General features: G+C 46.6%; 18 protein-coding genes. 8 read left to right on the forward strand and 10 right to left on the reverse strand.

The annotated features are described in order from the left end of the window. Positions 1-77: 77 nt before the first annotated feature. From AC07M6_RS21335 to yiaK, 3 genes are all read right to left on the reverse strand, one after another. Positions 78-1052, reverse strand: coding sequence for a ribonucleoside-diphosphate reductase small subunit (locus AC07M6_RS21335; protein ID WP_494892970.1), 975 nt, complete (start codon positions 1050-1052; stop codon positions 78-80). 549 nt (positions 1053-1601) lie between these two features. Beyond that, complete coding sequence (locus AC07M6_RS21340; protein WP_494892972.1) at positions 1602-1964, reverse strand: methionine-R-sulfoxide reductase; 363 nt, start codon at positions 1962-1964, stop codon at positions 1602-1604. Between the two features lie 161 nt (positions 1965-2125). Continuing rightward, positions 2126-3112 (reverse strand): 3-dehydro-L-gulonate 2-dehydrogenase, encoded by a 987-nt coding sequence (yiaK, locus tag AC07M6_RS21345; RefSeq protein ID WP_494892973.1) that lies wholly within the window; start codon positions 3110-3112, stop codon positions 2126-2128. 204 nt (positions 3113-3316) lie between these two features. Between yiaK and AC07M6_RS21350 the strand changes: the two genes are divergently transcribed. After that, on the forward strand, positions 3317-3814 hold the full coding sequence (locus AC07M6_RS21350) for a DUF5004 domain-containing protein (protein WP_494892974.1): 498 nt from the start codon (positions 3317-3319) through the stop codon (positions 3812-3814). A gap of 46 nt (positions 3815-3860) precedes the next feature. On the opposite strand, the gene purD is transcribed toward AC07M6_RS21350, so the two are convergent. Continuing rightward, positions 3861-5135, reverse strand: coding sequence for a phosphoribosylamine--glycine ligase (gene purD / locus AC07M6_RS21355; protein ID WP_494892976.1), 1275 nt, complete (start codon positions 5133-5135; stop codon positions 3861-3863). 158 nt (positions 5136-5293) lie between these two features. On the opposite strand from purD, the gene AC07M6_RS21360 reads away from it, so the two are divergent. The 4 genes from AC07M6_RS21360 (at position 5294) to AC07M6_RS21375 (ending at position 11426) form a co-directional block, all read left to right on the forward strand. Continuing rightward, complete coding sequence (locus AC07M6_RS21360; RefSeq protein WP_494892978.1) at positions 5294-5824, forward strand: hypothetical protein; 531 nt, start codon at positions 5294-5296, stop codon at positions 5822-5824. A 427-nt stretch (positions 5825-6251) separates the two neighbouring features. After that, positions 6252-9557 (forward strand): preprotein translocase subunit SecA, encoded by a 3306-nt coding sequence (gene secA / locus AC07M6_RS21365; RefSeq protein WP_494892980.1) that lies wholly within the window; start codon positions 6252-6254, stop codon positions 9555-9557. 268 nt (positions 9558-9825) lie between these two features. Next, complete coding sequence (locus AC07M6_RS21370) at positions 9826-10245, forward strand: SPOR domain-containing protein (RefSeq protein WP_494892982.1); 420 nt, start codon at positions 9826-9828, stop codon at positions 10243-10245. Next, positions 10242-11426 (forward strand): M20 metallopeptidase family protein, encoded by a 1185-nt coding sequence (locus AC07M6_RS21375; protein WP_494892983.1) that lies wholly within the window; start codon positions 10242-10244, stop codon positions 11424-11426. The genes AC07M6_RS21370 and AC07M6_RS21375 overlap by 4 nt, the downstream gene beginning before the upstream one ends. 206 nt (positions 11427-11632) lie before the next feature. Here the strand turns inward: AC07M6_RS21375 and AC07M6_RS21380 are convergent, their stop codons facing one another. Then, positions 11633-12253, reverse strand: a complete 621-nt coding sequence (locus tag AC07M6_RS21380; RefSeq protein ID WP_494892984.1) for a hypothetical protein — start codon at positions 12251-12253, stop codon at positions 11633-11635. A gap of 91 nt (positions 12254-12344) precedes the next feature. Between AC07M6_RS21380 and murB the strand changes: the two genes are divergently transcribed. Continuing rightward, a complete protein-coding gene (gene murB, locus AC07M6_RS21385; protein ID WP_494892985.1) occupies positions 12345-13364 on the forward strand; it encodes a UDP-N-acetylmuramate dehydrogenase in 1020 nt (339 codons plus the stop codon). 265 nt (positions 13365-13629) lie between these two features. Beyond that, positions 13630-14169: an RNA polymerase sigma factor gene (locus AC07M6_RS21390; RefSeq protein WP_494892986.1), complete on the forward strand. Its 540-nt coding sequence runs from the start codon at positions 13630-13632 to the stop codon at positions 14167-14169. A gap of 227 nt (positions 14170-14396) precedes the next feature. Here the strand turns inward: AC07M6_RS21390 and AC07M6_RS21395 are convergent, their stop codons facing one another. From AC07M6_RS21395 to AC07M6_RS21415, 5 genes are all read right to left on the reverse strand, one after another. Next, positions 14397-15191, reverse strand: a complete 795-nt coding sequence (locus AC07M6_RS21395) for a heparin lyase I family protein (protein WP_494892988.1) — start codon at positions 15189-15191, stop codon at positions 14397-14399. A gap of 1 nt (position 15192) precedes the next feature. Next, positions 15193-16392 (reverse strand): SGNH/GDSL hydrolase family protein, encoded by a 1200-nt coding sequence (locus tag AC07M6_RS21400; RefSeq protein WP_494892989.1) that lies wholly within the window; start codon positions 16390-16392, stop codon positions 15193-15195. Positions 16393-16596: 204 nt separating this feature from the next. Beyond that, positions 16597-18147, reverse strand: a complete 1551-nt coding sequence (locus tag AC07M6_RS21405; protein WP_494892990.1) for a putative Ig domain-containing protein — start codon at positions 18145-18147, stop codon at positions 16597-16599. Positions 18148-18165: 18 nt separating this feature from the next. Beyond that, entirely contained in the window at positions 18166-19593 is a 1428-nt protein-coding gene (locus AC07M6_RS21410; protein ID WP_494892991.1) for an alpha-L-fucosidase, read from the reverse strand. Between the two features lie 184 nt (positions 19594-19777). Further along, on the reverse strand, positions 19778-19948 hold the full coding sequence (locus AC07M6_RS21415; RefSeq protein ID WP_494892993.1) for a hypothetical protein: 171 nt from the start codon (positions 19946-19948) through the stop codon (positions 19778-19780). A gap of 201 nt (positions 19949-20149) precedes the next feature. On the opposite strand from AC07M6_RS21415, the gene AC07M6_RS21420 reads away from it, so the two are divergent. Then, positions 20150-21913: an ATP-binding protein gene (locus AC07M6_RS21420; RefSeq protein WP_494892995.1), complete on the forward strand. Its 1764-nt coding sequence runs from the start codon at positions 20150-20152 to the stop codon at positions 21911-21913. Positions 21914-21975 lie beyond the last annotated feature (62 nt).

Consider the following 21975-nt stretch of genomic DNA (forward strand, 5'->3'; position numbering starts at 1 on the left):
CGGAACGTGATTGTTTCTGTTAATTTAATTTCGATATGTGTGTATGGTTTGGTTTCAGGTTGTTGGGTAGCCGGGTATTAAAAGTCCTCGTCTAATGAGAACGATTTGCTGTCGGTACCAGTATTCAGTACGCCGCTTTTTTGATAGTCGCCAACACGTTTTTCAAAGAAGTTGGTTTTGCCCTGCAGCGATATCATCTCCATAAAATCAAACGGATTTGATGCGCCATAAAATTTAGGATAACCCAGTTCGCCCAGCCAGCGGTCGGCCACAAACTCAATGTACTGGCTCATTAGCTTAGCGTTCATGCCTATCAATGCCACCGGCAGCGCGTCGGTAATAAATTCTTTTTCCATTTCTACCGCGTCGGTGATGATCTTGGTAGCAACTTCAGTGCTTAGCTTGTTTTCCAGCATGCTGTATAATAAGCAGGCAAATTCACAATGCGAGCCTTCATCTCTTGAGATCAACTCGTTGCTAAAGGTTAAGCCCGGCATTAAGCCGCGTTTTTTCAACCAGAAGATAGAGCAAAAGCTACCCGAAAAGAAAATCCCTTCTACCGCGGCAAAAGCCACCAAACGTTCGGCAAATGTTCCGTTGTTAATCCACCGCAAAGCCCATTCCGCTTTTTTCTGTACACATGGGATAGTATCCACGGCGTGGAACAGGCGGTCTTTTTCGGTCGGATCTTTAATATAAGTGTCTATTAATAAAGCATAGGTTTCGGAGTGGATATTCTCCATCATGATCTGGAAACCGTAGAAACAGCGGGCTTCGGGCAATTGCACCTCGCTCATGAAGTTTACAGCCAGGTTTTCGTTCACAATACCATCGCTGGCAGCAAAAAACGCCAGGATATGCGATACAAAATGCCTTTCGCCATCATTCATGTTATCCCAATGCTTCTGATCGTCCGAAAGATCGATCTCTTCGGCTGTCCAAAAACTGGCTTCGGCCTTTTTATACATCTCCCAAATAGCTGGGTACTTAATAGGCAGAATTACAAAGCGGTCTTTGTTCTCTCTTAAAAGCAATTCGTTTTCCTGGCTCATTTTCCCTATGTTATTTAATCTCTCGCGTTTCAAATAAAGTCGACAATGCCGCCCTGCTCTTTTTTGGTGTTAAAAGCAGTTAAAGAACCTGTCTTCTAATAAAGTTTTATATGTATTCGGTCTTTCGGCTCCTTAATTTTATGTTAACCTGTGATTTACACCGCGTTAACTTATTATCGGTAGTTATTTGCCGGGGCTGAAAGAATTGTAACAAATGTAACAGACCAATCCATTGGTTTTACATCGAAGTTTTAAACAATTAGCCGACTTATAAACAATTCGACATTTTATTTTTAACAAAAATTGGTGCAAAACTTTTTTACATTTTTTTCGAACAACCTGATGGAATATTCGTAAAGGTTAACCCTGTTTAACCGGAATGGATTGCAGTTTGCGCTATACGATTTCAGCAAGCGAAAAAGGTCTAATTGTTACACCCTCATCATTTTGTCATTGCTGAGTTATCCCGATAACTATCGGGACGAACTATGCAAGACTGCTCTTTGGGTGTGCGGTTGCTTCGTACCTCGCAATGACAAGTAGTAGGTTTTAAGCCAGCGGCACAAACTTCATCGATACCGAATTAACGCAGTGGCGGGTGTTTTTTGGGGTTAAATACTCCCCTTCAAAAACGTGGCCCAGGTGGGCGCCGCAATTGGCGCAAAGTATCTCTACCCGCCGGCCGTCGGCATCTACCTCACGGTGTACCGCGCCGGGTATCTCATCGTCAAAACTCGGCCAGCCGCAAAACGATTCAAACTTATCAGCCGAATTGTACAAGGGCGCATCGCAACGTTTACATACATATACACCTTCGGCTTTGTTGTTCAGCAACTCGCCGGTAAAGGGGCGCTCGGTTCCTTTATAAAGTATTACCCGCTCTTCTTCGGGTGTTAGTTTATTGTATTCCATTATGTAATTATTGAATTATTGATTACGTGAATTATTGAATTTCACTTGATACAATATACGACAATTTTGAGCGATCGAAGTTTTGCTACGCTGATGTTTACAATAGGTTGACCGAGCGCAGGCTTGTCTCAAATCTCCTAACTAACATCTCGGATCTGAACTCACATAGCCAGCACTTTTTGCCAGATCTCTTCATCAACGGGGATACCCTCTTTCAGGTTGCGTTCGCGGGTTTTCAGTGTCCCTTCGCCGGGGTATTGAATTTGTTTACCTGCTTCAACACGGCTTGTTTTGGTGTAATCAATGATCTGCTCAATGAGTTGAGCTGTTAACTCATCTCCATCAGGCCTGATACAGATAAATACCTGAGATACGCCCGATTCTTTTGCTTTTTGGGTGATCTTTTCGGTAGAATTGCCCTGGCTTAAAACCGTGGCCAGCAGATCCAGCACCAGCGATAATCCCGACCCTTTCCAAAACCCAACCGGCAGCGGCCGCTGCGATTCGATAATAGCCCCCGGGTCAGTAGTTATACTGCCATCTTTATCATAACCTCCCGGTAAGGGTAGCTGCTCGCCGGCTGCCTTGTATTGATATAGTTTCCCGAAAGAGTATTGCGTTATCGCCATATCCAGTATAATATGTCCATCCTTACGCGGCACCGCAATTACCAGCGGGTTATTCCCTAACCGCGGATCTATCCCGCCCCATGGCGGCAGGTTGGCAATGGTATTAGTAAACGATATGCTGATATACCCGGCTTCTGCAGCTTGCCAGCCATAGGTACCGCCCCGCATCCAGTGATTGGTATTACGGATAGCCACGCAGCCAATTCCGTTTTCCTTAGCCAATGCAATGGCCCTGTTCATACAACACTCCGCGTTTAATATGCCCGGACCAAGGTTGCCGTCCCAGCGCTCAATAGCGCCCATTTGATCAACCAACGCCGGTACGGCATCAGGGTTAATCAAACCTTCCTGCACGTATTGTACAAAAACCGGGAAGCGGTTTAAACCATGAGTATAAACCCCATCGCGGCTGTTCTCTGCAAAAATGCGGGCGCAGGCACCGGCCTTAGCTTCGTTAAAGTTGAGTTTAAGCAGTACGCGTTTAAATTCGGCTTTGAGTTGATGGAAGGGTATAAGCATAAGGGTAGAGATTTTTTTTAACCACAGAGCGCACAGAGGGAGAACCACGGAGTACACGGAGGCAAAGTTGATAAAATCTTTGTGATCTCTGTGAAAAATCTCTGTGATCCGTGTGGTTAAATCGCCACTATGCCCCTTCTGTATTTAAATATACTTTCCCACCCGCATTGCACGTTAATAGGTTTTACTATTTTTGCAGTGTTCATGAAAAATAAATACCCTTTACTTTTTCTGTTAGGATTAATCGGTGTTGCCGTATTCAGCAATTCCTGCAAAAAAGACACATCGGGCACTGTAGAAAACCTGCTGGCCCGCGGTACCTGGCAACTGGCGTCGGTACAGGTGTTTAATTACGTAGGCAGCAGCAATACCAGTACCAATGTTTTTAATACCACCTGCACGCTTAACCAAACTTTTACTTTTAACAGCGATGGTACTTGTACCTACAAAGATTTTTCGTGCATTAACCAAACCAATACCGGGAAATGGGAGTTAACCGAGGATAAGCTCACCCTAAAATCAACCCTTAGCTGCCAGGATACTTTAGCAGGGGCTACCATTAACAACGCTACGCCTTTTAAAACCGCGCGGATAATTAACCTGGGGCAATATTCAATGGTATTGGAAACCGGCGATTTAAGCTCGTACTACCTCTCTACCGATAAGCGGCACATTAAGCGTTACGGCTTTATCCGGTACTAATCATCGCCCCGGATCCGGTACCCTTACCGGCAATGATCAAATATCATTACAACAGATCAAACCCGATATCTTTCCTGAACACCATGCCATCATAATAGATCCGGCTGGCATCGGCGGTGGCTTGTTGCAGGGCTTCAAACATGTTATCCTGCAAGCTGGTTACCATCAGTACACGGCCACCGGTGGCTATTACTTCATCGCCTTGCAGGGCAGTCCCCGCCTGGAACACCTGCGACCCGCGCATATTGTCCAGCCCGGTAATTACCTGGCCTTTCATATACTCGCCGGGATAACCGCCGGCCACACATACTACGGTTGCGGCGGTTTTTGGAGAAATGGTTAACGTCTTTTCGTGCAGGTTGCCTTCGGCTACGCCTTGCAACAGATCTACAAAATCGCTTTCAATGCGCATCATTACACTTTCCGTTTCCGGGTCGCCCATGCGGGCATTGTATTCAATGGTAAAAGGTTCGCCGTCGCAATTCATCAGGCCAATAAAGATAAAGCCCTTATAAGGGATGCCTTCTTTTTTCAAACCTTCTACAGTGGGGATCACAATACGGTCTTCCACCTTTTTCATAAACTCCGCACCGGCAAACGGAACCGGTGAAACCGAACCCATACCGCCGGTATTTAAACCGGTATCGCCTTCACCTATGCGCTTATAATCTTTAGCTTCGGGGAGTATTTTATAATTACTGCCATCGGTCATTACAAAAACGGAGAGCTCAATCCCCTGCAAAAACTGTTCTATCACTACCTTGCTGCTGGCATCGCCAAACTTAGCTTCGGTCAGCATTTCCATCAGCTCTTGCCGGGCTTCTTCTAATGTCAGGCATATCAATACGCCTTTTCCGGCAGCTAATCCGTCGGCTTTTAATACGATGGGTAGGCCCGCGGTGGCCAAATATTCAAACCCTTCCTGCAGGGTATCGCGGGTAAACGTACGCGATGCCGCGGTTGGGATGCCATGCCTATCCATAAACTGCTTGCTGAAATCTTTGCTCCCCTCCAACTGCGCACCCTCGGCCTGCGGACCAATTACAGGCACATGCTTAATGGCATCGTCATTCAGAAAAAAATCGTGTACTCCTTTTACCAGCGGTTCTTCGGGGCCAACCAATACTAAATCGATAGCCTCGTCTAATACCAATTGCTTAATGCCTTCAAAGTCGGTAGCCTTAATATTAACGGTGGTACCAAACTGAGAGGTGCCGGCATTACCGGGAGCGATAAACAATTTATCGCATTTGGGGCTTTGGGCAATTTTCCAGGCGAAGGCGCTTTCCCTTCCGCCCGAACCAAGGATCAGGATATTCATAGTGAGGGCAAAGATAGCTTTTTTGTGGGAGTCGGAAAGTCCGGAAGACCGAAAGTCGGAAAGATAGAAAACAGGCTGCGGGATACCGTTTTTAGTATTTCCAAAACTTTCGGACTTCCCGACTTTCGGTCTTCCGGACTTTTTCCTAACTTCACTCCATGTCCCGTAGGTTACGTAAATACGAATTGTTGCCCGTTTATCAAAAGTCGCAGGAGTTGTTCGACCTGGTGGATGTGATATCCGATGCCCTGAAGGAAGACGATATGAAGGAGTCGTTATCGGTACAAATGGTGAGCAACGCGGCGCTCATCCAGGCCAAAATCGCCGGGGCCGAGGGTGGTGGACTGTACTCGTTACGGATGCAGAACGCGGTACTGATCAAACTGGCTGTGCAGGATATGTTTAACGCCGTATCCTTTGCCAGCATGGTAAAAATAAACGAAGAAGACTACGTGCAACTGATGCGCGATAAGGTAGAGGAATTTCGCATTGTATTTGTAGAATGGATCCGTGGTTTTGATAAAAGCTACGATATCCCCGATAACTGGGCCATCCGCTTTGATACCAGCACCCCCGAACAGGAAAAAATGGAAGAACTGATGTTTGACGAGGACAAGTTTTTTGAAGGCTTTGATGAAGATGATTTTGAGGGAGATGATGAAGGGGCCGATGATTTGGACGATAAGTAGGGTTGTTGTTAGAATTTAACTACAACTTCATCATCAAACATCACCACAACTCTCGCCCGGTCAAGCGTCCCCGCTTGACTGTAATCCTGATTAAGCGTCCACGCTTAATTATTTCGCAAGCGTGGACGCTTGCCTTCGGATAAGTTTCAAGCGTGGACGCTTGAAACGGCAGCGGGCAGCGGGAAATTAGTTGAATAAGAAAACCTCCGTGTCCTTTGTGGGTTCTCTCTTTATGCCCTCTGTGGTTAAATCACCACAACATCATCATCAAACATCACCACAACCCACTCTTTCGGACTTTCCGTCTTTCCTTCTTTCGCACTTTCCCTACAAAACCGTAACTTCGCCTGCCATTATGACTTTACGCAGACCAATGGAACAATTGTTGAAGTCGTATTGGCAATATATCACTGAGAGAGAATAAATCATGCTGAATTTTATAAGCAAGCTTTTTGGAAGCAAATCGGACAGAGACGTCAAGAGCATACAACCTATAGTTGAAAAAGTAAAGGCCGCCTATGCCAAGCTGGAAACGCTGAGCAATGATGAATTGCGCCAGCAAACCCTCACCTTTAAGGAGACCATCAGCAGCGGACTGGCCGCTATAGACGGCGAATTACAGGCCATAAAGGAGCGCATTAACACCGAACTGGATATGCCGGTTGATGAAAAGGTAGCCCTGTATACCGAGCAGGACAAACTGGAAAAAGACCGTAACAAAGCCCTGGAAGTGATATTGATGGATATTTTACCGCAGGCTTTTGCCGTGGTGAAGGAAACTGCCAAGCGCTTTAAAAACAACGCCACTATTGAGGTAACCGCCAGCGACTTTGACCGCACTTTAGCCGCTAAAAAAGCTAACGTAGTAATTAAAGGCGATAAAGCCATCCACCATAATACCTGGCTGGCTGCCGGCAACGAGGTTACCTGGGATATGGTACACTACGATGTACAGCTGATAGGCGGTATTGTATTGCACCAGGGTAAAATTGCCGAAATGGCCACAGGCGAGGGTAAAACGCTGGTAGCCACGCTGCCTGCTTACCTTAACGCGCTTGCCGGACAGGGTGTACACATTGTAACCGTGAATGATTATCTGGCCCGTCGTGACTCGGAGTGGATGGGGCCGTTGTACGAGTTCCACGGTCTTTCGGTTGATTGTATTGATAAGCACGAGCCAAACTCGCAGGAACGCCGCGATGCTTACCTGGCCGATATTACCTTTGGCACCAATAACGAATTTGGTTTTGACTACCTGCGTGACAATATGACACGTAGCCCCGAAGAACTGGTTCAGCGTAAATCGCACTATGCCATGGTGGATGAGGTTGACTCGGTGCTGATTGACGATGCCCGTACCCCTTTAATTATATCAGGCCCTATCCCGCGTGGTGACGAGCACGAGTTTTATGATTTGAAACCACGTATCGAACGCCTGGTAAATGCACAGAAAAACTATATTAACGGCGTACTGAACGAAGCCAAGAAATTGGTGAACGATGGCAAAACCGATGCCGATACCGGCGGTTTAGCCTTATTGCGAGCCCACCGTGGTTTGCCTAAAAATAAAGCGCTGATCAAATTCCTGAGCGAGGGCGGCAACCGTACCGTGCTGCAAAAATCAGAGAACCACTATATGCAGGACCAGGGCAAGGAAATGCCTAAGGTAGATAGCGACCTGTTTTTTGTGATAGACGAAAAAAATAACCAGGTTGAGCTGACCGAAAAAGGGATCGAACTGATCACTACTTCGGGCGAGGATCCAAGTTTCTTTGTGATGCCTGACGTAGGTACCGAAATTGCCGAGATTGAAAAATCAAACTTAAGCGCCGAAGAAAAAGTAGCTAAGAAAGATGAGTTGATGCGCGATTTCTCGATCAAATCAGAACGGATCCACTCGGTTAACCAGTTGCTGAAAGCTTATACCCTGTTTGAAAAAGATACCGAATACATCCTGGATGATGGCAAGGTAAAAATTGTGGACGAGCAAACCGGCCGTGTGCTGGATGGCCGCCGCTACAGCGATGGCTTGCACCAGGCCATCGAGGCTAAAGAGAATGTAAAGGTAGAGGATGCATCGCAAACCTTTGCTACCATTACCCTGCAAAACTATTTCCGTATGTACCACAAACTTTGCGGTATGACGGGTACTGCCGTTACCGAAGCCGGCGAGTTTTGGGAGATCTACAAACTGGATGTGGTAGAGATACCAACCAACACCAATATCAGCCGCGATGACCGCCAGGATTTGGTTTACCGTACCGTGCGCGAGAAATTTAACGCCGTTGCCGACGAGATCACCGCTTTAACCCAGGCAGGCAGGCCGGTGCTGGTAGGTACCACCTCGGTTGATATATCCGAATTATTGAGCCGTATGCTAAAACTGCGCGGTATCAAGCATAACGTACTGAACGCCAAACTGCACCAAAAGGAGGCCGATATTGTGGCCGAAGCCGGTAAGGCAGGCACTGTTACTATTGCCACCAACATGGCCGGCCGTGGTACGGATATTAAATTAGGCCCCGGCGTTAAGGAAGCCGGCGGTTTAGCCATTGTAGGTACCGAGCGTCACGAATCGCGCCGTGTCGATCGCCAGTTGCGTGGCCGTGCAGGCAGGCAGGGCGACCCGGGTTCGTCACAGTTCTTCGTATCGTTAGAGGATAACCTGATGCGTTTATTCGGATCAGAGCGTATCGCCAGCCTGATGGTACGTATGGGTATCGAAGAGGGCGAAGTAATTCAGCACTCGATGATCTCAAAATCTATCGAACGTGCGCAGAAAAAGGTAGAAGAGAACAACTTCGGCGTACGTAAGCGTTTGCTGGAGTATGACGACGTCATGAACTCGCAGCGTACCGTTATTTACGCCAAACGTAAAAACGCCCTGTTTGGCGATCGTTTGGATGTAGATATCAGCAATACCATTTATGATGTGGTGGAAGATATCGCTACCGAATACAAAGAACAAAACAACTACGAAGGTTTCCATATCGAAATGATCCGGGTGTTCTCGGTAGATGTGAACAGCTCGCAGGAAGAATTTGCCGCTACCAGCATTAACCAATTGGTTGATGATACTTTTGCCCTGGTAAGCGATTTTTACAAACGCAAAGCCGAAGGCATAGCCAATCAGGCTTACCCGGTATTAAAAGATGTATTTGCTAACCGCGGCGGCGTGGTTGAAGATATTATTGTTCCGTTTACCGACGGTATCCATGGTTTACAGGTTGTTGTTCCGTTGAAAAAGGCGGTAGAGAACCACGGCGTAGAGGTATTTAAATCATTCGAAAAGAATGTGACCCTGTACCTGATAGACGATGCCTGGAAAGAGCACCTGCGCGAAATGGACGAGTTAAAGCAATCGGTACAAAACGCCGTTTACGAACAAAAAGACCCATTATTGGTTTATAAATTCGAAGCTTTTGAACTGTTCCGCCAGATGCTGGCCAATGTGAATAAAGAACTGGTAAGCTTCCTGTTCCGTGGTATTATCCCGGTTCAGCAAGATCCGGACGAAGTGCGCGAAGCCCGCCCGCAACCACCAAGTATCGATATGCGCAAAATGCGTACCTCGAAACCTGAAATGGTAAGTGAAAGCGGTATGCCAATGGACGATTTTGATACCCGCGAGCCACAAAAGCAAATGCCCGTAAAAGCCGAACAAAAAATTGGCCGTAACGATCCTTGCCCATGCGGAAGCGGTAAAAAATATAAAAACTGCCACGGCGCGTAACAAATGTGCAAATGCGTGGATATGGAGATGTGCAAATGATATAAAACTATTTGTCATTGCGAGCAAATGCTGGCGCAAGTTTAAGGGCAGGACTGTACCGTTGGATTAACTTGTGCCTGGGATGCCTGAAGTCTGTGACTTCAGTAGCGATACTGACCTAACATGGCTTACGAAGTTTTGAAAACTTCGTAAGTCTGATGAAAAATAAAAAGAGATGGAGAAAACAGCATCATATTATCCAGCATTATGCAGATTAATAGGATGCTGTTTGTTTTTTTTAGCGGCATCAACTGCCCATGCCCAAACCCGTGGTACGGTAGAGGTAATTAAAGACCCACGTATTGACACCTTGCTTGCCCGCCGTTTAGAACATGGCCGGGGTAATGTTAATGCCACAGGAGGCAATACGGCAACCCCATCGGCCGGCAGCAGCTATATTTCTACGAGCGGTTATCGTGTCCAAATCTTTAGTGGATCAAGCCGTGCAGCTGCTTATAATACCCAGGAAAGATTAAGGCAAAAATTTCCCGACGTGCGTACCTACATCACCTATCGCGAACCCGATTTCAGGGTGCGTGCCGGCGATTTCCGTACCCGGCTGGAAGCCACCAAATTTATGCAGGATGTCAGGAACATGTTTTCCGGCCTGTTTGTAATATCAGAAAAGATCAACCCGCCCGTTCAATGATAAAGGAAAAAATACAAGCTATAGCTAAGGATATTTTTAACGATGTAGTGGCCAACCGCCGCCATTTGCACAGTCACCCCGAATTAAGTTTCCACGAGGTAGCAACATCGGCTTATGTGGCTGCCAAACTTGATGCCCTGGGTATTCCTTATCAGCGCATGGCCGATAACGGCTTGGTGGGCTTAATACAAGGCACAAAGCCCGGCACCGGCGTAGTAGCCCTGCGCGGCGATATGGACGCGCTGCCGATAACCGAGGCTAATGATGTGCCCTACAAATCACAAAACGTGGGCGTAATGCATGCCTGTGGGCACGATGTGCATACCTCGTCGTTATTAGGTACTGCTACTATATTGAGCCAATTGAAAGATGAATTTGGCGGGACCGTAAAACTGATCTTTCAGCCGGCAGAAGAAAAACTGCCCGGCGGCGCCAGCCTGATGATTAAAGAAGGTGTGCTGGAAAACCCTAAACCACAGGCCGTGATTGGTCAGCACGTTATGCCGCTGATAGATGCCGGTAAGGTAGGTTTCCGTTCGGGCAAATACATGGCATCAACCGATGAGTTATATGTCACCATTAAAGGCAAAGGCGGCCACGGCGCGCAACCGCAACAAAACGTAGACCCGGTAATTATCATGGCGCATATCCTTACTGCCCTGCAGCAGGTAGTAAGCCGCTTTGCCGATCCTAAGAGTCCTTCAGTACTGTCATTCGGTAAAGTAATTGCCAATGGCGCTACCAATGTTATCCCTAACGAGGTCTATCTGGAAGGCACCTTCCGCACTATGGACGAGGCCTGGCGCAAGGAAGCCCATATTAAAATGAAAAAAATGGCCGAAGGCATAGCCGAAAGCATGGGAGGCAGCTGCGATTTTAATATTATGCATGGCTACCCCTTCCTCATCAACGAGCCTGTACTAACGGCATCAGCCCGCTCACATGCCGAAGATTATTTGGGTAAGGAGAACGTGGTCGACCTGGATATCTGGATGGCTGCCGAAGATTTTGCTTACTACTCGCAAGTGGCCGATAGTTGTTTTTACCGCTTAGGTACCCGTAACGAAGCTTGCGGCATCACTTCATCAGTACATACCCCCACCTTTGATGTGGATGAATCGGCATTGGAGTTAAGCACGGGTTTGATGGCCTATATCGCGGTGAAGCAGTTGGAAGGGTAATCTTTACCAAATTGTCATTGCGAGGAGCAGCAGGGGATTGTGAGAGGGGGCGACGCGGCAATCTCATAGGCAGACCACTGCTGGCGCAAGTTTAAGGGTGGGTTTATGCGATGGATAACTTGTGCCTGGGAATGCCGGAAGTCTGAGACTTCCGCAAACATAGCCACAGGTTACGCTACGCTAAACCTGCGGCAGCACATAGTTATTTACTTATCGATGGATTGAATACTTATAAAATCTCCATCATCATAGCCGACAGTGACAAACAAGGATTCCTTAGACTTGGTAAAAAACAATCCTTTTTTATATTTAAGAAATAGTAATTTGTTAAGCCGCCTTTCAATTATATCAGATACTGTTAGTGCGGTATAAGCTATTGGCAAGATCCAATCAAGAAATGAATAGTTATTGCGATCAACAGCAATGATGTGATCAACTGAATTTAAAACTTCGGAACTGATATAACAGTTTGGCGGAAAGTAAGCCGGATCAGCAGCCCAGTCGGCATCTTCGACATCATAACTATCCGATCCTGCTAAATACATGCTGTAATATTCTTTACTTTCCTTCTCATCCCATAATTTGATTATTCCTATCCATAAAGCAATAATATTTTCAGGCATGGGAGAGTCAGTTACCACTCTCTCTAATTGTTTTAGAATATTATCCTGATCCGCCTGCACATTCAAGGTTCGTAGTTGTGCCCAATAATCGGCCGGTACCAAATCCGATTCAAGATCAATTATCTTATTCCAGGAATCATTTATAGCTAATTTCGAGTTCAGAACCGTTTCTAAATTTCCCCAGGCTTTGTCATGTGATTCCATTACATCATTTGTTTATTATCGAATATAGTTATTAGCGTTTATTAATACATCAAATTAATTTTCCGAAATTCGCCCACATCAACAACGCCTCATGTTACAAATCCAACAAAACGTCTCTCTTAAAAACTTCAACTCTTTTGGTATCGAAGCTTCGGCCAGGTATTTTGCCGAGATCAGTCACGAGGATGAACTGGCGGAGTTGTTTATGGATCCGCTGTGGCTGACTATGCCGCGGCTGGTGATGGGGGGCGGCAGCAATATGCTGTTGCTGAATGATTACGAAGGGTTGGTGATCCGGATGAATATCCGCGGTATCGATCATCGTTTAAGCCATAATGACGTATTTGTAGAAGCAGGCGCTGGTGAGGTGTGGAACGATTTGGTGAACTATTGTGTAGCCCACGAATATGCCGGACTGGAAAACCTGAGCCTTATTCCCGGTTCGGTTGGCGCATCGCCTATTCAAAACATTGGCGCCTACGGTGTGGAACTGAAGGATGTGTTTGAAAGCTGCCGGGCATTTGAAATTGCTACAGGCACCTTTAAAACCTTCAGCAAGGAGGATTGCGGCTTTGGTTACCGCGAGAGTGTTTTTAAAACTACGCTGAAAGAACAATACATTATTGTGTCGGTGAAGTTCCACTTATCGCTGATCCCAAATATCAACCTGCGTTATGGCGCTATTGAACAGGAACTGACTAACCGCGGCATTACCGCCCCTACTATTAAAGATGTATCGCAGGTGGTATCGCATATCCGCGTATCCAAACTACCCGATCCGTCTACCATTGGCAATGCGGGAAGCTTTTTCAAGAACCCGGTTATCCCTGCTATGCAGTTTGCAGGCATTCAGCAAAAATTTCCTGATGTAGTTAACTACCCCGCCGGTGAAGGCTTAATTAAACTGGCCGCCGGCTGGCTGATTGAGCAATGCGGCTGGAAAGGCAAAACCGTTGGCCATACCGGCACATGGAAAAACCAGGCGCTGGTATTGGTAAACCACGGCGGAGCCACCGGTACTGAAATTTATGCACTGTCGTCGCAAATCATAGACAGTGTGTACACTAAATTTGGCGTTTTGCTGGAGCGCGAGGTGAATATTATTAGTTAATATATTTCATTTATAAATAAATAACAAAAGCTTAATCTGCTTGTTTAATATAGCAATCACCTGCCCGGTAATTATACATTTCATCTGCTTTTTATATTCAAATCGCTCTTTTTGAGCGATTTACGCACAAATTACAAATCCCTTACCCTAAATAAGTCAAAAACAAAATCTGTTGTAGCGAAGGCCCGGCATCCGTTCCGGATTACTGAACGGTGACAAAACGGTATCCTATTTGCCTTAATGTTAGCATCAAACATTAACTGGTATGACAAAGATTGAGTTTAACACATTAGTATTACGTCAGGCAAGTTCACTACGTTCTTACGCCTTACATTTCACGCACGACGCGGACGACGCTAACGACCTTGTACAGGATACAATGTTAAAAGCGATAACTTATTATAATAAATTTAAAGAAGGCACTAACCTTAAAGGCTGGCTGTATACCATTATGAAAAATACTTTCATAAATAACTACCGCCGCTTTATTAAGATGAGCACTTTTGTAACCAAATCTGAAGAGATTTCATCGGCTAACCTGGTATTCAGTTCGACTAAAAACCAGGGCGAATCGAAATTTGTGATGGATGATATCAAACGGTCATTAGATAAGCTGCCCGAAGATTATTACGTGCCTTTCACCATGTATTTTGAAGGACATAAATATCATGAGATAGCCGATCATTTGGCTATCCCCATTGGTACCGTAAAAACACGGATTCACGTGGCCCGTAAAATATTAAAAAAGAGTTTAAAGGCTTATGATAACGGTGTTAAAAAGCCGATATACGCCGAAATGGATTGATCATAAACAAAGAATTAAACTCAATATATAGTAAAACGCTCCCGGTACACCGGGGGCGTTTTTAGTTTTTAGAGATGTTTGTGATGATTTAACCACAGAGGGCACGGAGAAAAGGAATCACAGAGGTTTTACTAACACGCATTATTACGCAATAGCTTTGTGATCTCTGTGTAAATCTCTGCGCCCTCTGTGGTTAAATCGCAAACTTGTTATCCCTAATTTCTGTCTTACAATTCCTGTATCGAAATATCTGCAAATTTCAGCGTTTCATCTCTGATGTATTCCGGGCTTTTCAGGCTGCGATAGATGCCCCATTTAGGCCGGCAGAACGAAGTATTATCGCGCCACAGGTCTATGTTAGGATTGCTGTAGTTCAGCAGCTCTTTGCCATCGCTTATCCGTTTAATGCTGATGCTGTATGTACCCTTGGTATCATAGTGCAATTGCTCGGTTACTTCAACCCAGGTGCCTTTAAACGGGGCCAGGTCTACTTCCACCAATTTGCCTTGTGATGACGCTTTTGACGCCCCGGTATGGATCACCTCCATTTTATCGGGTTTGCCAAAACGCGGCGTAAGCGTAATAATTGGCGCCCCTGCATCACCATCGCCAGCCTTTATCTGGTGGATATGGGTAAAGGTGGGTTGTGCCTTAAAATTGCTATCCAGCTTAAACTTCCACTTGTAAACTACCGTCTCGTTCAGTTCGCCTTTTAATTTTGCCGGGGACGGACCATAGGTTTTTATTTCCAGCCGCTGGCGGTCAAAGCTTTTACAGCGGTCGTTATCCTGTTTAGCATGGATATTAAAAACAAACACATTTTCTTTGAGCTGCGGGTCAAACTCCTGGGTAATGTGCTTTACGGGATGGCCGCAATCCGGCACTTCGCAAGCATCGCCGCCAAGCGTTTTTGAGATAAGCGCATAGGCATCGCTTTTACCATCAGCCTTTAATACTACTTGCGCGCTGGCCGCTCCCCCGGCGCAAAGGCACAACAGGGCTATACTTAAAATTCTTTTCATGTTACTTATTCACTAAAAAATACACTATTCTACAAGCCGTCCCCTTCGATTTTTCATGATGCTGATCGCTAAGTTCCAGTTTCAGCACATGATTGCCCGATGTTAATCCATCACCTAAAATCAAATACCAGGGCAAATGCAAGCCCTTGCTCCATTGCGTATACAGTTCCTGTTCAGGCTTAGCCACTCCGTCGATGCTATATTTAATACGCCCGGCATCGGGCCCGGCAATTACGCTGATACCAATGGCACGACCTGTAAAAGGCAACTCCAATGATGCACCCGGTTGTTCAGCAACCAAAACCGGAATGTTAACAAAGCCCGCGCGGGTATGGGTGCTGTCTGCCGGTTTCCAGTTTTCAATCAGCGTAAAGCCTTTTAATTTTGTGGCACTGCTAATATCCAGATAAGCGCCATGGCCATAGTTAAAGTTGTCTGCTGCTTCGGGCAAGTTAGCCGGCACAGGTTTTTCGGGAACTGGTTTGCTTAATTCACCCGCTAACAAAGTCCTGATGCTCCTGAAATAGATCCCCTGTCCAAACGGCGATGGGTGGACATCTTTAAAATCGTCCTTCCAGTTAAACTCAGCGGCATCAATCCTATCGCTTACTTCTTTAGACAGGTTAATGAACGGGAAGTGGTATTTAGCCGCTATATCCTGATGTACCTGTACTTCAACGGGTATCTTCCCGGCTTTGTAATCCTTTATCTTATCCTGATCGGCAAAAGCCATCAATATGATGTTCGTATTGGGATTAGCCGTAAGCGTATGCCTTACTATCCCCTCTAATGCCCGGCGCTGGGTTTGCTCGCTGGTTCCGTTGGTACGATCGTTCACGGCCGATTCCACAAAAAGCAGGTCGATACGGCCCTTGCTCAGCACATCCTTATCTAAACGGAAAGCATGCGGCAAACTACCCAATGACGGAATACCGGCGTTAATAAAAGTAAAGCGCGTGCCGGGATAGGCTGCACTTAAATATTTGCAAACCATATCTCGCCAGCCTGCCATGTTAGTGATAGAGCCGCCGAAGAAAGCTACCGTGATATTCTTCTCCGTCTTTATCTGCAGGTTGGTATTATCCAGGTTGCCGAAATGAGAGATATAGGCTTCGCTTTTCAGGCTATCAATGGCGGGCGGGGTCTGGGCGGAAGCCGCAAAACCAATCAGTATAAAGAATAGCGTAATTCCTTTTCTCATTTTCAAAAACAGCATGTCATTTCGAACGAACCCGGAGAGCCTGTGTGGGGAAGTGAGGAAAAATCTTATACAGCATACACTTCGCATGTAGAAGATTTTTTCGCTCACTAAAGCCTGACACCACCCGCTCAAGAAAGTGTTCTCTTTCGCCCTTTCCCACATCCCACCTCATGCTCTATCGAAATGACAATAGGGGTAATTGCACTACTTCGCTTTTCTTAAACTCACCATCACCACGCCATGCTGGGCCACATCGGTTTTAAACTCGTTATCAAATGTGCCTAAATCCTTTTGACGCCACAGGTCGCGGACAATGTATTTCCCGCTTATGCCCAGGTCTTTCCAGCTCAATACCATATTTTGCGTACCGGTATCGCCGGGATTAAATAAGCCTACTGCTTTTGAACCATCGGACAGATCCTTGGCCATAATGCCCGATTCACCCTGCCTTGCTATCACAGTAGCCTGCTTACCCAGGGGATCCTGGTTTACAGCTATCACTTCATCGTTTGTTAACAGGCTTATGGTAAAGGCATCCAGTTTGGTCAGATCGTTACCCAACAGCAGCGGTACCGACATCAGGCACCAGGCGCTCATGTGGGTGTATTGCTCATCAGGAGTTAAGTGTGTTGGGTACGGGCCTTTGCCCCAGCCTACGTATCCTACCACCATCATATCCGGATCGTTCCAATGGCCGGGCCTTGCATACGGGGCCCATTTATCCTGTGCCAGCACACGGGGTTTCAGGCTTTTCCAGTTATCACGGATATCGCCACCGGTGCGCCAGGTATTAGATACTTTAGACAAATCCGCAATTGAGGCGAACGGCGTGCTGTTGGATAAACTGAAAATAATATCGCGGCTGCCTGCACGCAGGGCATCAAACATCTTTTTGGTTTCGGGCAATTCGTTAGGGCTCCAGTCATACTTCAGGTAATCAAAACCCCATTTATCAAACTGTTTTACATCCTGCTCAACAAAGGTATATTGCCCTATGGCAAACGGCTTCATCTTTTTATTACGCGGGATATTCTCAGTTGCTTTAGTAAATACCCCTTCCGGGTTATCGGCCGAGCCACCCACATGGTGACCGTACGATTCTATCCATGGGGTAGAGTAAATACCGATATGCAGACCCATGGCATGTACCTCGTCGGTTAAGGCCTGCATGTTGGGGAAGGTGGTAGAATCAGGTAAAATGGCATGGAATTCTCCGCCACGCTTGCCCTGCCATACGTCGTCAATATTCATATAGCTCCAGCCGTGGTTAATCAGGCCCGAGCTTACCATAGCTTTAGCATTAGCCAGCACCAGGGCCTGGGTTAATTTAGTAGCGTAAATATTCCAGCTATTCCAGCCCATAGGCGGGGTTAGGGAAATCTCCTCGCCTACTACCAATTTAAAATCCCGGTTGGCTGTTCCTAAAGCGTTTTTAGCCGATAGCGCTATGGCATAAGTGCCTGGTTTATTAACCGTGCCGCTCAGCATGCCTGTTTTACTATCCAGCTTTACACCGGCAGGCAGGCCTTTAGCCGTAAAAGTAATAGGGCGGGTACCTGTAGCTGCAACAGTAAACACAATGGGGTGCCCGGGCCTTACGCCAAAAACTTTTGCCCCGTTAATTTGCGGTGTTGGCTTCTCTTTAGGTGTAAGGATGTATTTTGCCAGGGTATCTTCCTGCGCCATAGCCGTGGTACTTGCGGCTACGCTTATTGCACAGAAAACAAGGCTGGGTATTAATTGCTTAAATTTCATTTTTAAATTATGATGAGATTAGTCTATCGATCCTGTTTTCATTTTACCGTTGGCATCGGTCAGCTGGTTTTCCACCTTGCCCTTTAAAGTCACTTTAATTACCGATGCAATTGCGTCAGGCGCTTTTGACGGAACATTAATAACCAGTCCGTCGGCTGTAGCGGCTGTTTTTAAAGCAGTACCACCGGCTAACATTTTGGCAGATACAACAGCGTTCTTAACACCGGGAATAGTCAACTTACCGTCAGCCGGCCAGTTAAATACCGAAAAATATAGCGTAGTATTTGCTCCAGTTTCCTTACGGGTGCAGCGGCCCCAATCCATCGGTTTCAGCGGACTGGATTTAGTGGCGTAGATAGCTTCGCCGTTCACTTTTGTCCACGCACCTATAGCCTTCAGGCTTTCCACACTTTCTTTAGGGAAATTGCCTAACGCGTCGGGACCAACATTCAGTAAATAGTTGCCGCCTTTAGATGCGATATCACATAGATTGCGGATCAATGTTTCGGGAGTTTTCCATTTATGATCGTAAACTTTATAGCCCCAGGTACCGTTCATGGTCATACAGGTTTCCCAATCCATGCCATCCAATTCGGCCTGTGTGGGGATCTTTTGCTCGGGCGTTTTGGTATCGCCGGGGAAATTAGGGCGTTTCAGCCTGTCGTTAGTGATGATATTAGGTTGCAGTTTTAAAACCTCGTTCAGCTTATTGGCGTATTCGTCGGTCATATTGGTTGGGGTATCCCACCATAACACCGCTACATCGCCATAATTAGTTAGTAATTCCTTTACCTGCGGTACGGCAACCTGGTCAATATATTCGCCCATGGTTTTGCTGGTTTGGGCAGGATCCCAGTGCCCGCTATGTGCTGCGGTATAAGCATCAATCTTAGCCGAATCGGGATTAGCCCAGCCTTCCGAAGTTATCTTACGCGCGGCAGATCCGCCGGGGTTATTCCAATCCTGGGCCTGTGAGTAATAAAAACCCAACTTAACACCGTATTTTTTGCAGGCGGCAGCCAATGGTTTCAGCACGTCTTTACCATAAGGGGTGGCATCAACAATGTTCCATTTGCTGGCATTGGTTTTAAACATGGCAAAACCATCATGGTGCTTGGCGGTAATAACAATGTATTTCATCCCGGCTTCTTTGGCCAGGCGCACCCATTCGTCCGGGTTGTAGTTTACCGGGTTAAATTTTTTTGCTTCGGCCTGGTATTCGGCTACAGGGATTTTCCCGCGGTTCATAATCCATTCGCCGCCGCGGCCAACTTCGTGCCCGTGGTACATGCCCGCCCATTGCGCGTAATCGCCCCAGTGAATAAACATGCCGAAACGGGCTTCGCGCCACCATTTCATCCGTTCGTCGCGGGTCAGTATTTTCTGTGCCGAAACCGTTTGCGCCAAATAAACCAGCGCTAAAAATGCCATTAGTAGCTTTTTCATATCAAAAATTGAGTAAATGTTTTGCAGGCAGAAACATTCCATCTGCCGGTTAATAATTGTGAATGTAATTAAGTAAATATTTAGCTTTCGCGGATACGGCTAATTGACCATTCATTAAGTTATTTTGGCTGCCTGACCAGCTAATTTTTTAATTATTATGCTGATAAAGCTGAATAACCCTGATTTAATTATTTAACTTGAACCTTACTCGTGGCACGATGCCAGACCATAATACGGTATTTTTAAACCAGCCTATGTAATGACCGGGATTCCCGTCTCTTCTTCCTATGCTTTTTAACCGGTTACCTTTGTTCCCGATGCCGTGTATAATATCTTTTTCAAATAGTTTATCCATGCATCCTGTTTGGATAAACAAATGATTACACCTATCTTCGATTAGCCCGCCTAATAGCTGAAAAGAAGGGCTTACCAATTAATTTAGGAAACCAAAAAGAAAGGCGATTAGCGTTGAAACGGGCAAATCATGTTCACCCGTCGCTTACAACTGTAAAACCTTTCTGGAAACCAGCATATTATATACCAAATCTTATTACCTATGTCTGTTACCGACTACTTTGCTAATCATTATGACCGCGTATTTAATAAGGAACAGGAAATCCTCGATCGCACCCGCGTCCGGATCCTGGCTGTCTGCCTGCTAACCTATATTGGCTTAACAAGTTCCCTGCTGACCCTGTACCTGTTCCAGGAGCATAATTTTCTGCAGATCAGGATGGCTATTTTTCTGGCACTTTTAATCACAGGCCTGGCTTTGCTCCTGTTCCGCCGGCCCTGGAGCGTAGCCGGGCACTTTTTTATCATTTGCGTTACGCTGATGATCTGGTCTGGTATATTACTGTTTCGCCAAAGCGTCAATGTAGCAACGGCCGAGACGGTGCTGCTGGTGGTGTGCAGCGGTTACTATGTCCTTGGCAGCAAATGGGGCACTATTTATTCACTGATCAATATCGCCCCGATCATCGGCTATGTTATCCTGGATGATTATATCGGGCTTTCGCTGCCCACCCAACGGCTTCAGATCAATCATCATGGGTATATGCTGGGGCTGGTTTGTAATTTTTTGCTGCTGCTGTATATTCATTACGCTTTTTTCCGGGCCTTTAAAAAGTCGCAGTTTAAGGAGCATGAGTTGCGCGACCAACTGCAAAAAGCCCTGCTGAAGGAGCAGGAACAAGCAGCCGCCAAAACCAACTTCCTGTCTACCATGTCGCATGAACTGCGCACCCCGCTGAACGCTGTGGTAGGCATGACCCATATCCTGCAAATGGAAGGGCCGCGCCCAGACCAGCTTGAACATATGAAGGTACTCCAGTTCTCTGCCGATAACCTGATGGCTACTGTAAATGATATCCTGGATTTCAATAAGATCGAAAGCGGCGCGATTGAACTGGATAGCTATCCCTTTCAACTGGCCGAACTCCTGAATAACGTTTGTGGTTCCTTCCGGGCAAGGGCCGCGGAAAAGGGGATCGGTTTTTCCTGCCATATCGACACCGGGGCCAGCGGCCTTACTATACAAGGCGATGCCAACCGGTTAAGCAATATTCTGTTCAACCTGGTTGGCAACGCGGTTAAGTTTACCGCTGCCGGGCAGGTGCGGGTAGAGGTGCGACTTTTGAACCAAACCGAAACGATGGTTAATCTGCGGCTGCAGGTGGAAGATACCGGTATCGGCATCCCGCTGGACCGCCAATCACTGATCTTTCAGCCCTTTACCCAGGCCGTGTCCCGTACCAACCGCCAGTATCACGGAACTGGATTAGGCTTAACCATCGCTAACCGGCTGCTCCATCTGCACGGAAGCCGCCTGGAACTGCACAGCTCTGAAGGCATAGGCACCACCTTTAGCTTTGAGCTGAGCTACCCGCTGGCCGAACAGGCACCGCCGCCTGCATCAAAGGAACCAGCCGCCATTCCCGTGCTCCGTCTCCGTGTTCTGGTGGCCGAGGATGAGCCGATCAACGTACTGGTCATCACAAAGATCCTTAATAAATGGGGTATCGTACCCGAGGTAGCCGGCAATGGCAGCGAAGCCGTGGAGATGGTCCGCAAGCATGATTTCGATGTTGTGCTGATGGATATCAATATGCCTGTGATGGACGGACTGGAAGCCGCCAGAACTATCAAAGCCCTGCCCGATCCCCGCAAGGCCGCGGTACCAGTGATAGCGGTCACCGCGTCTATTGGCACAGCCATGGAACAAATCAAGAGTTATTCTTATATCGACGACTGCCTGCTCAAACCTTTTAAGCCGGGAGATCTGCTGGAGAAACTCCAAAAGCTGGAGAAGGCCAGTTAACAGAAACAATAATTGCTAAACAAAAGAGAAAGGGATTGCATCTTTAAAATGAGCCCGCTCAT

The sequence above is a fragment of the Mucilaginibacter sp. GW821-FHT07H05 genome, assembly GCF_059418485.1.

What these genes read in the sequence shown, in the direction of transcription:
- AC07M6_RS21335 (WP_494892970.1), bottom strand. Translation starts at nt 1,052, where the DNA reads ATGAGCCAGGAAAACGAATTGCTTTTAAGAGAGAACAAAGACCGCTTT.
- AC07M6_RS21340 (WP_494892972.1), bottom strand. Translation starts at nt 1,964, where the DNA reads ATGGAATACAATAAACTAACACCCGAAGAAGAGCGGGTAATACTTTAT.
- yiaK (WP_494892973.1), bottom strand. Translation starts at nt 3,112, where the DNA reads ATGCTTATACCCTTCCATCAACTCAAAGCCGAATTTAAACGCGTACTG.
- AC07M6_RS21350 (WP_494892974.1), top strand. Translation starts at nt 3,317, where the DNA reads ATGAAAAATAAATACCCTTTACTTTTTCTGTTAGGATTAATCGGTGTT.
- purD (WP_494892976.1), bottom strand. Translation starts at nt 5,135, where the DNA reads ATGAATATCCTGATCCTTGGTTCGGGCGGAAGGGAAAGCGCCTTCGCC.
- AC07M6_RS21360 (WP_494892978.1), top strand. Translation starts at nt 5,294, where the DNA reads ATGTCCCGTAGGTTACGTAAATACGAATTGTTGCCCGTTTATCAAAAG.
- secA (WP_494892980.1), top strand. Translation starts at nt 6,252, where the DNA reads ATGCTGAATTTTATAAGCAAGCTTTTTGGAAGCAAATCGGACAGAGAC.
- AC07M6_RS21375 (WP_494892983.1), top strand. Translation starts at nt 10,242, where the DNA reads ATGATAAAGGAAAAAATACAAGCTATAGCTAAGGATATTTTTAACGAT.
- AC07M6_RS21380 (WP_494892984.1), bottom strand. Translation starts at nt 12,253, where the DNA reads ATGGAATCACATGACAAAGCCTGGGGAAATTTAGAAACGGTTCTGAAC.
- murB (WP_494892985.1), top strand. Translation starts at nt 12,345, where the DNA reads ATGTTACAAATCCAACAAAACGTCTCTCTTAAAAACTTCAACTCTTTT.
- AC07M6_RS21390 (WP_494892986.1), top strand. Translation starts at nt 13,630, where the DNA reads ATGACAAAGATTGAGTTTAACACATTAGTATTACGTCAGGCAAGTTCA.
- AC07M6_RS21395 (WP_494892988.1), bottom strand. Translation starts at nt 15,191, where the DNA reads ATGAAAAGAATTTTAAGTATAGCCCTGTTGTGCCTTTGCGCCGGGGGA.
- AC07M6_RS21400 (WP_494892989.1), bottom strand. Translation starts at nt 16,392, where the DNA reads ATGAGAAAAGGAATTACGCTATTCTTTATACTGATTGGTTTTGCGGCT.
- AC07M6_RS21405 (WP_494892990.1), bottom strand. Translation starts at nt 18,147, where the DNA reads ATGAAATTTAAGCAATTAATACCCAGCCTTGTTTTCTGTGCAATAAGC.
- AC07M6_RS21410 (WP_494892991.1), bottom strand. Translation starts at nt 19,593, where the DNA reads ATGAAAAAGCTACTAATGGCATTTTTAGCGCTGGTTTATTTGGCGCAA.
- AC07M6_RS21415 (WP_494892993.1), bottom strand. Translation starts at nt 19,948, where the DNA reads ATGGATAAACTATTTGAAAAAGATATTATACACGGCATCGGGAACAAA.
- AC07M6_RS21420 (WP_494892995.1), top strand. Translation starts at nt 20,150, where the DNA reads ATGTCTGTTACCGACTACTTTGCTAATCATTATGACCGCGTATTTAAT.